This window comes from Streptomyces misionensis, assembly GCF_007896895.1.
Lineage (GTDB): Bacteria > Actinomycetota > Actinomycetes > Streptomycetales > Streptomycetaceae > Streptomyces > Streptomyces misionensis_A.
The window spans coordinates 43107-52291 of the sequence record NZ_VOGW01000107.1 but is presented as its reverse complement, the minus strand read 5'-3'; the positions used below and the strand labels follow the sequence as shown (position 1 = coordinate 52291).

The window sequence follows — 9185 nt, the reverse complement described above, 5'->3', positions numbered from 1 at the left end:
GGTGGGTCCGAAAGAGGTGCGGCCGACCGGAGCGGCGGCGGGGCGGGCGGTGGCGGTGGGGGCGGCAGGGAGGTCGGGGTCCTGGGGGGTTTCCTCGGCACGCTGGAGAAGGAAGGCCAGCTGCTGCGCATCACCGAGGAAGTCCTCCCGGAACCGGACCTCGCCGCCGCCGCCAACGCCACCGGCCGCATCGGCGAGGGCGCGCCCGCCCTCTGGTTCGACAACGTCAAGGGCTTCACCGACGCCCGTATCGCCCTGAACGTGCACGGCTCCTGGGCCAACCACGCGCTCGCCCTCGGCCTGCCGAAGCACACCCCGGTGAAGGAGCAGGTGGCGGAGTTCGCCCGCCGCTGGGACGCCTTCCCCGTCGCCCCCGAGCGCCGCGAGGACGCCCCCTGGCGGGAGAACACCCAGGAGGGCGACGACGTCGACCTCTTCTCGGTCCTCCCGCTGTTCCGCCTCAACGACGGCGACGGCGGCTTCTACCTGGACAAGGCCGCCGTGGTCTCCCGCGACCCGGAGGACCCCGAGAACTTCGGCAAGCAGAACGTCGGCACGTACCGCCTGGAGGTCATCGGCCGCAACAAGCTGGCCATCCAGCCGGTGCCGGTGCACGACGTCGCCATCCACCTGCGCAAGGCGGAGGAGAAGGGCGAGGACCTGCCCATCGCCATCACCCTCGGCAACGACCCGGTGATGACGATCGTCGCCGGGATGCCGATGGCGTACGACCAGAGCGAGTACGAGATGGCCGGCGCCCTGCGCGGCGCCCCCGCCCCCATCGCCACCGCCCCGCTCACCGGCTTCGACGTGCCCTGGGGCTCCGAGGTCGTCATCGAGGGCGTCATCGAGAGCCGCGAGCGCCAGATCGAGGGCCCCTTCGGCGAGTTCACCGGCCACTACTCCGGCGGCCGCCGGATGCCCGTCATCCGCATCGACCGCGTCTCGTACCGCACGAACCCGGTCTTCGAGTCGCTCTACCTGGGCATGCCCTGGACCGAGGTCGACTACCTCGTCGGGCCCAACACCTGCGTCCCGCTGCTCAAGCAGCTGCGCGCCGAGTTCCCCGAGGTCCAGGCCGTCAACGCGATGTACACGCACGGCCTGCTGGTCATCATCTCCACGAAGAAGCGGTACGGCGGCTTCGCCAAGGCCGTGGCCATGCGCGCCATGACCACCCCGCACGGCCTCGGCTACGTCTCGACGGTGATCGTCGTCGACGAGGACGTGGATCCGTTCAACCTGCCGCAGGTCATGTGGGCGATGTCGTCGAAGGTCAACCCGTCCGGCGACGTGGTGATCGTCCCCAACCTGTCGGTGCTGGAGCTCGCGCCCGCCGCCCAGCCCGCGGGCATCACCAGCAAGATGATCATCGACGCCACCACCCCCGTCAGCCCCGACAACCGCGGCAGCTTCGCCACCCCGGCCAAGGACCTGCCGGAGACCGCGGAGTGGGCCGCCAAGCTCCAGCGGCTGATGGCCGAGGCCCGCGACTGACCGGCCGCCGGGAGCCGCGCGGCCCCGCCGCCGGTCCGCCGCCGATCGCACCGTCACCCGCGAAGAAGGAGAACCCGCCATGACCATCTGCCCCCGCTGCGCCTTCGAGACCATCGAGAAGCTGTACGCCTCGCCCGTGCCCGGCGTCTGGGACGTGCTCCAGTGCGGGCGCTGCCTCTACACCTGGCGGACCACCGAGCCCGCCCGCCGCACGCAGCGCGACGCCTACCCCGAGCAGTTCAAGCTGACCCCCGAGGACATCGCCAACGCCCCGGAGGTCCCGGCGCTCCCGCCGCTGCGCACCTCCGCCTGAGCCCCTCCGCCCGGTCCGGCGGCCATCACCCCGCGTGCTCCAGGAACCGCTCCGCCGTCTCCTTCAGCACCTCCCGTCCGTCCCGGGCCCACAGGTCCTCGTTGAAGATCTCCACCTCGACGGGGCCGGTGTAGCCCGCCGCCGCCACCCGGCCGCACCACTCGCGCAGGTCGATCGACCCGTCGCCGAGCCGGCCCCGGCCGTTGAGGACGCCCGCGGGCAACGGGGTGGTCCAGTCGGCCAGCTGGAAGGCGTGGATGCGGCCCTGGGCGCCCGCGCGGGCGATCTGCGCGGGCGCCTGGTCGTCCCACCAGACGTGGTACGTGTCGACGGCCACCCCGACCTGGTGCGCGGGGAAGCGTTCGGCCAGGTCCAGGGCCTGCGCGAGGGTGGAGACCACACAGCGGTCGGCGGCGAACATCGGGTGCAGGGGCTCGACGGCGAGGCGTACGCCGTGCTCCTCGGCGCAGGGGGCCAGCTCGGCCAGGGCGTCGGCGACGCGTTCGCGGGCCGCCCGCAGGTCCTTGCTCCCGGGCGGCAGGCCGCCGGAGACCAGGACGAGGGTGTCGGTGCCGAGCGCCGCCGCCTCCTCCACCGCGCGCCGGTTGTCGGCGAGGGCGGCGGCGCGTTCGCCGGGGTCGGTCGCGGTGAGGAAGCCGCCCCGGCACAGGGTGGTCACCTCCAGCCCGGCCGAGCGGACCAGCGCGGCGGTCTCGCGCAGGCCGTACGCCCGGACCGGCTCGCGCCACAGTCCCACCTTGCCGATTCCCGACTCGGCGCAGGAGTCGGCCAGTTCGGGCAGGGAGAGCTGCCGCACCGTCATCTGGTTGACGGAGAAGCGGTCGAGTCCGGTCACCGGGGCACTCCGTACAGGTCGAGAAGGGTCTTCATGCGGTCCTCGGCGAGTGCGGGGTCCGGGAACAGGCCCAGCGAGTCGGCGAGTTCGTAGGCGCGGGCGAGGTGCGGGAGGGAACGGGCGGACTGGAGGCCGCCGACCATCGTGAAGTGTGTCTGGTGGCCGGAGAGCCAGGCGAGCAGGACCACCCCCGTCTTGTAGAAGCGGGTCGGGCTCTGGAACAGATGGCGGGACAACTCGACCGTGGGATCGAGCAGTTCGCGGAAACCGGCCGTGTCGCCCGCGTCCAGGGCCCGTAGCGCCCGGGCCGCCGTCGGGCCGAGCGGATCGAAGACGCCGAGCAGGGCATGGCTGAAGCCCTGGTCGTCGCCCGCGATGAGTTCGGGGTAGTGGAAGTCGTCGCCGGTGTAGCAGCGCACCCCCGGGGGCAGGCGACGGCGCAGCCCGGTCTCGCGCCGGGCGTCCAGCAGGGAGATCTTGACGCCGTCGACCTTGCCGGGGTGGGCGGCGACGACGTCGAGGAACACCTCGGTGGCGGCGTCCAGGTCGGTGGTGCCCCAGTAGCCCTCCAGGGCGGGGTCGAACATCGGGCCGAGCCAGTGCAGGACGACCGGTTCGGCGCACTGGCGCAGCAGACGGCCGTAGACCTCCAGGTAGTCCTCGGGGCCGCGGGCGGTGGCGGCCAGCGCGCGGGAGGCCATCAGGATCGCCTGGGCGCCCGACTCCTCGGCCACGGCGAGCTGTTCCTCGTAGGCGGCGCGAATCCCGGCGAGGCCGCCGGCGATCCGGTCGGCGCCGGTGGCCCGGTCGGTGCCGGTGAGCTGGTCGGTGCCGACGCCGCAGGCGATGCGCCCGCCGACCGCCTTCGCCTCGGCGGCGCTGCGCCGGATCAGCTCGGCGGCGCCCGCCCAGTCCAGGCCCATGCCGCGCTGGGCGGTGTCCATCGCCTCGGCGACCCCCAGGCCGTGGGACCACAGATGGCGGCGGAAGGCGAGGGTGGCGTCCCAGTCGAGTGCGGCGGGCGAGTCCGGCGAGAGGTCCGCGTACGGGTCGGCGACGACATGCGCCGCCGCGAAGACCGTACGGGAGGTGACGGGGGCGCCGGGCGCGACAGAAAGGGGTTCGGCGCGCGGCTCGTACGTGCGCAGCGTGCCGTCGGCGGCGGGGAGGCGGACGGTCACAGGGCGATCTCCGGAACGGTCTGGCGGCGGCCTTCCACGGCGGACTTCAGCCCCAGTTCGGCGAGTTGGACGCCGCGGGCACCGGCCAGCAGGTCCCACCGGTAGGGGGCGCCGGTGTGGACGTGCTGGAGGAACAGCTCCCACTGGGCCTTGAAGCCGTTCTTGAACTCCCCGTTGTCCGGCACCTGCTGCCACTGGTCGCGGAAGCGCTCGGTGGCGGGGACGTCGGGGTTCCAGACCGGCTTGGGGGTGGCGGAGCGGTGCTGGACGCGGCAGTCGCGCAGGCCCGCGACGGCCGAGCCCTGTGTGCCGTCGACCTGGAACTCCACGAGTTCGTCGCGGTGGACGCGGACCGCCCAGGAGGAGTTGATCTGCGCGACCACACCGCCGTCCAGTTCGAAGAGGCCGTAGGCGGCGTCGTCGGCGGTCGCGGTGTAGGGCCTGCCGTGCTCGTCCCAGCGCCGCGGCACGTGGGTCGCGGTCAGGGCCTGGACGGAGGTGACGCGGCCGAACAGCTCGTGCAGCACGTACTCCCAGTGCGGGAACATGTCGACGACGATGCCGCCGCCGTCCTCGGCGCGGTAGTTCCAGGAGGGACGCTGGGCCCGCTGCCAGTCGCCCTCGAAGACCCAGTAGCCGAACTCGCCGCGCACGGACAGGACTCTCCCGAAGAAGCCGCCGTCGACCAGCCGCTTCAGCTTCAGCAGGCCCGGCAGGAAGAGCTTGTCCTGGACGACGCCGTGCCGTACGCCCTTCTCCCGGGCGAGCCGGGCGAGTTCGAGGGCGCCGGCGAGGCCGGTGGCGGTGGGCTTCTCGGTGTAGACGTGCTTCCCGGCGGCGATCGCCTTCCTGAGCGCCTCCTCGCGGGCGGCGGTGACCTGGGCGTCGAAGTAGATGTCGACGTCCGGGTCGGCGAGCACCGCGTCCAGGTCGGTGGAGACGTGCTCCAGGCCGTGCCGCGCGGCGATCTCCCTCAGGGCGTGCTCACGGCGGCCGAGCAGGACCGGCTCGGGCCACAGCACGGTGCCGTCGCCGAGGTCGAGGCCGCCCTGTTCGCGCAGGGCGAGGATCGACCGGACCAGGTGCTGGCGGTAACCCATGCGCCCGGTCACCCCGTTCATGGCGATGCGCACCGTCGTCCTGCGTGTCACGTCGGTCCCTCCCAGGGCCCTCTTTTGTGCCGCTGTGTGCCGTGTCGCCTGCGAGACAATCCCCATAGCAAGCGCTTTCTACCGGGGAGGAAGCTAGCCTCAGGTCGGCGGTGGGCACAAGACCGCGGCCGGGCCGCGACGCCGGCTCCCCTCGGAACGGGCACCGGGAACGGGCCCCTGACCTGGCCGTTCAAAGGCCGTACGACGAACTGCGCGACCGGAGGACGACGAGATGACGGTGACCCTGGCGGACGTGGCGGCGCACGCCCAGGTCTCCCCCGCGACGGTGTCGCGCGTGCTGAACGGCAACTACCCGGTGGCCGCGGCGACGCGGGAGCGGGTGCTGCGGGCGGTGGACGAGCTGGACTACGTCGTCAACGGCCCGGCCAGCGCGCTCGCCGCCGCCACGTCCGATCTGGCCGGCATCCTCGTCAACGACATCGCCGACCCCTTCTTCGGGATCATGGCGAGCGCCATCCAGGCGGAGATCGGCGGCACCGGGGGCCGGGCGGGCTGCGAACGGCTCGCGGTCGTCTGCAACACGGGCGGCTCGCCGGAGCAGGAACTGAAGTACCTGACGCTGCTCCAGCGGCAGCGCGCGGCGGCCGTGGTGCTGACCGGCGGGGCGGTGACCGACGCGCCGCACGCGGCGGCGGTCGCGGCGAAGCTGCGCAAGCTGACGGAAAGCGGGACGCGGGTGGTGCTGTGCGGGCGGCCGCCGGTGGCCGACACCGGGGCCGTCACGCTCACCTTCGACAACCTCGGCGGGGCGCGTGCCGTCACGGACCACCTGGTCGGGCTCGGCCACCGGCGCATCGGCTGCATCGCCGGGCCCATGGAGCGCACGACCACCCGGCACCGGCTCGAAGGGCACCGGCTCGCGCTGGCCGCGGCGGGGATCGAGGAGGACGCCCGCTGGACGGTGCACGGGCGGTTCGACCGGCGCTCGGGGTACGAGGGGGCGCTGGAGCTGCTGCGGCGCGATCCCTCGCTGACGGCGGTCGTCGCCGCGAACGACTCCGTCGCGCTGGGGGCGTGCGCCGCGTTGCGGGACTCCGGGCTGCGCATCCCCGACGACATCTCGGTCACCGGGTTCGACGACCTGCCGTGCAGCATCGACGCCGTACCCGCCCTGACGACGATGCGGCTGCCCCTGGCCGACGCGGGCGCCCGGGCGGGCCGCCTCGCCATGGGCCGCGAGGACGCACCTCCGGGCAAAACCGCCTCAGTCCAGGGGGAGTTGATGGTCCGGGGGTCGACGGGGGCGCCTCGGGAGTGAGGGGCCCGGGTCGATCCGGCGGACCGGCACACCCGAAGCGGCCGACGGAGCGCATCCGGGGCCCTCGGCCGATCGACGAAGCACCCTCCCCACGCGACCACCGCCGAACCCCGCTCGGCCCCGGGCGACCGACGGAACGCGCTGCGGCGCACCCGGTCGGCTCCCGACCGGTGCGTGGGCCCACGGCGTGCCGCCCGGCGCGCCCGCGCGAACGCGGAAGCGTGCCCGGCCGTCCCCCGACGGCCCCGCCAGGACTCGGGCGTCCGCCTGCGGCCGACCGCCCGTCCACGCCGGACGCTCCGCCGGCCATCCGTCCCACGACGCCGCACGCTCCCCGGCCGGCCCCCACGACACGCCGAAGGCTTCCGGCGTCGTCGGCAGGCGAATCCGCTTCCCCGCGTCCCGCCGTCCGGGCACTCCCCGGGCGGCGGGGCCGTACGGCTACACCTGCGGTCGCCGTCCCGGTTCCTGGTGGGGGAAGGTCTGGTCGCCGCCGGGCAGTCGGGGCTTCGGCAGGGTGGCCACCTCCTGCTCCGCCCGCCGGAGTTGTTCCGCCGTGCCGCCGGGGAGCCGGGGCGGGCTGGTGCGGGCCCGGGAGAAGCGGAAGGCGCTGGTGAAGTCGCCGAAGGTGGCGCGCCGCCAGGCGCTGATGTTGGGTTCCTCGACGCCGGTGAAGCGCTCCAGGAGGCGCAGGGCCGAGGTGTGGTCGAAGGCCTCCGTGGCGACCCAGCCGCCCACCGTCCACGGGGAGACGATGATCGCGGGCACCCGGAAACCGGCGCCGATGGGGAGCCCCCCGATGAACTCGCCCTTCGTCCCGGCGCGCGGGGTGGGCGGCGGGACGTGGTCGAAGAGGCCGTCGTTCTCGTCGTAGCTGAGGATGAAGGCCGTCTTGCGCCACACCTTCGGGTTCGCGGCGATGGCCTCGATCTTCGACGCCACGAAGTCCGCGCCGGCGGCGGGCAGGTAGTCCGGGTGCTCCGACTGGTGGCCGGGCGGCACGATCCAGCTCACCGCCGGCAGCCGGTCGGCGCGGGCGTCGTCCTCGAAGGTGCCCTCGGGCTGCGGGCGGACACCGCGCTCGTGGAGGTCGGAGCCGGGCTTGGCACGCTGGAACGCGGCGAACCGTTCCAGCATGTTGCAGCCGTAGTCGTCGTCCTGGTGGTAGACCTTCCAGCTGACCTTGGCCGCCTGGAGCCGCTCGGCGTACGTCGTCCAGCGGTACGGCGCCGGGGCCGCGTTGGTGGTGACCGGGCCGCCGTGGGTGCCGCCCGGGTCGACCGTACCGGTCATCCACATCAGGCGGTTGGGCCAGGTGGGGCCGAGGACCGAGCAGAAGTGGTGGTCGCAGATGGTGAAGGTGTCCGCGAGCGCGTACTGGAACGGGATGTCCTCGCGCGTGTAGTAGCCCATCACGTAGGCGCCCTTGGCGCCGTCGGCCTTGCGGTGGGCCGGCAGCCACTGGTCCATCCTGCCGCCGTTCCAGACCTGGTGCTGCACCGTCCAGGCGTGGCTGGTCGACGGGATGGCCTGGGCGCTGGAGGCGCGGGTGTCGAGGTGGAAGGGCAGCAGATAGCCCTTGGGATTGGCGGTGTCCGGCTGGTGGAAGACGCTGCGCCCGCTGCGCAGCTTGAGCGCCTTCGGGTCGGCGAAGCCGCGCACGCCGGAGAGCGTGCCGAAGTAGTGGTCGAAGGACCGGTTCTCCTGCATCAGCAGGACGACGTGCTCGATGTCGCGCAGGGAGCCCTTGCGGGGCGGTCCGGCGGCGACGGCCTTCTGGACGCTCGGCGGGAGCAGGCTGATGGCCGCCGCACCGGCGCCCGAGCCCAGAAGTCTGCGTCGAGTCAACTCTGCCATGTATCGCCCTTCTTGCGGGTGTTCGCGGACCGGACAGCAGACCCTTCCTACCCGGGCTGATCGGATGACAGTGGTCGATGGCGAAAAAGCGGCAATACCTGGTCTCTTCTTGGAGAAGTCGTGACATTGCGGCGCGGCGGCGGGGCGGGCGGCGGCCGGGTATGGTCGGTGGGCATGAAGCTTGCGTTCTCCACTCTCGGCGTCCCCGGTACGACCCTTCCCGAGGTGCTGGCGCTCGCGTCCGCGCACGGCTTCCAGGGCGTCGAGCTGCGCGCCCATCCCGAGGAGGCGGTGCACGTCGGGCTGACCCCCGCCGAACGGGCCGACGCCGCCGCGCTGTTGCGCGGCTCCGGTGTCGAACCGCTGGCGCTCGCGGGGTACGTGCGGGTCGCCGCCCCCGGCGACGACGCGCCCGTACTGGCCGAACTGCGGGACCTGCTCCGCCTCGCGCACGACCTCCAGGCGCCGTTCGTACGGGTGTTCCCCGGCGGGGAGTCCGCGGAGGCCGATGCCATCGCCGCCCGGCGGCTGGGCACCGCCGCCGAGGACGCCTCCGCGCTCGGCGTGCGCATCCTGCTGGAGACCCACGACTCGCACCGCACCGGGGCCGACGCGATCCGGGTGCTCGGGCCGGTGGGGCACCGCCGGGTGGGGGCGCTGTGGGATGTGATGCACACCTGGCTGGGCGGCGAGCAGCCGGCGCAGACGTACGCCGCGCTCGCCCCCTGCCTGGGCTATGTGCAGGTCAAGGACATCGCGTCGGCCGAGGACACCACCCCGCTGCCGCTGGGCGCGGGGGTGCTGCCGCTCGCCGAGTGCGTGGACGTGCTGCGCCGGGGCGGCTGGGACGGCTGGCTGTGCTGGGAGTACGAGAAGCGGTGGTACGAGCACGCCGCCCCGCTGCCCGGCCTGCTCGCCGCGGGCCACGACCACCTCGTACGGCTGCTCGACGGGACGGTGTGACCCGGCCCGGTCCTGCCGGGGGCCCTGCCCCCTCGGGTGTCAGGGCCGCGGGGGTTCCGCGGCCCTGACACCCGGCTGCCGCGGCGTT

Annotated in this window: 8 protein-coding genes; 4 read left to right on the top strand and 4 right to left on the bottom strand. The window is 73.6% G+C overall.

Annotation, left to right across the window (positions count from 1 at the left end; all coding sequences use genetic code 11):
• Positions 1–81 precede the first annotated feature (81 nt).
• Positions 82–1497: a non-oxidative hydroxyarylic acid decarboxylases subunit C gene (locus tag FRZ03_RS19305; RefSeq protein ID WP_146466415.1), complete on the top strand. Its 1416-nt coding sequence runs from the start codon at positions 82–84 to the stop codon at positions 1495–1497.
• 79 nt (positions 1498–1576) lie between these two features.
• Entirely contained in the window at positions 1577–1810 is a 234-nt protein-coding gene (locus tag FRZ03_RS19300) for a non-oxidative hydroxyarylic acid decarboxylases subunit D (RefSeq protein WP_146466414.1), read from the top strand.
• A gap of 25 nt (positions 1811–1835) precedes the next feature.
• Here FRZ03_RS19300 and FRZ03_RS19295 read toward each other — a convergent pair whose 3' ends face one another.
• Genes FRZ03_RS19295 through FRZ03_RS19285 form a run of 3 tightly spaced genes read right to left on the bottom strand, consistent with a single transcriptional unit; the run spans position 1836 to position 4968 of the window.
• Positions 1836–2666 carry a sugar phosphate isomerase/epimerase family protein gene (locus tag FRZ03_RS19295; RefSeq protein ID WP_261399256.1) on the bottom strand — a complete coding sequence of 277 codons (831 nt, stop codon included), beginning with the start codon at positions 2664–2666 and terminating at the stop codon, positions 1836–1838.
• Positions 2663–3847, bottom strand: coding sequence for a dihydrodipicolinate synthase family protein (locus FRZ03_RS19290; protein ID WP_146466413.1), 1185 nt, complete (start codon positions 3845–3847; stop codon positions 2663–2665). The genes FRZ03_RS19295 and FRZ03_RS19290 overlap by 4 nt, the downstream gene beginning before the upstream one ends.
• Positions 3844–4968, bottom strand: a complete 1125-nt coding sequence (locus tag FRZ03_RS19285) for a Gfo/Idh/MocA family protein (RefSeq protein ID WP_261399257.1) — start codon at positions 4966–4968, stop codon at positions 3844–3846. The genes FRZ03_RS19290 and FRZ03_RS19285 overlap by 4 nt, the downstream gene beginning before the upstream one ends.
• Before the next feature lie 262 nt (positions 4969–5230).
• On the opposite strand from FRZ03_RS19285, the gene FRZ03_RS19280 reads away from it, so the two are divergent.
• Positions 5231–6277, top strand: coding sequence for a LacI family DNA-binding transcriptional regulator (locus tag FRZ03_RS19280; RefSeq protein ID WP_146466411.1), 1047 nt, complete (start codon positions 5231–5233; stop codon positions 6275–6277).
• Positions 6278–6718: 441 nt separating this feature from the next.
• Here the strand turns inward: FRZ03_RS19280 and FRZ03_RS19275 are convergent, their stop codons facing one another.
• Positions 6719–8134, bottom strand: a complete 1416-nt coding sequence (locus FRZ03_RS19275; RefSeq protein ID WP_146466410.1) for an alkaline phosphatase family protein — start codon at positions 8132–8134, stop codon at positions 6719–6721.
• A gap of 174 nt (positions 8135–8308) precedes the next feature.
• On the opposite strand from FRZ03_RS19275, the gene FRZ03_RS19270 reads away from it, so the two are divergent.
• Positions 8309–9097 carry a sugar phosphate isomerase/epimerase family protein gene (locus FRZ03_RS19270; RefSeq protein ID WP_186785502.1) on the top strand — a complete coding sequence of 263 codons (789 nt, stop codon included), beginning with the start codon at positions 8309–8311 and terminating at the stop codon, positions 9095–9097.
• The last annotated feature ends 88 nt before the right edge of the window (positions 9098–9185 follow it).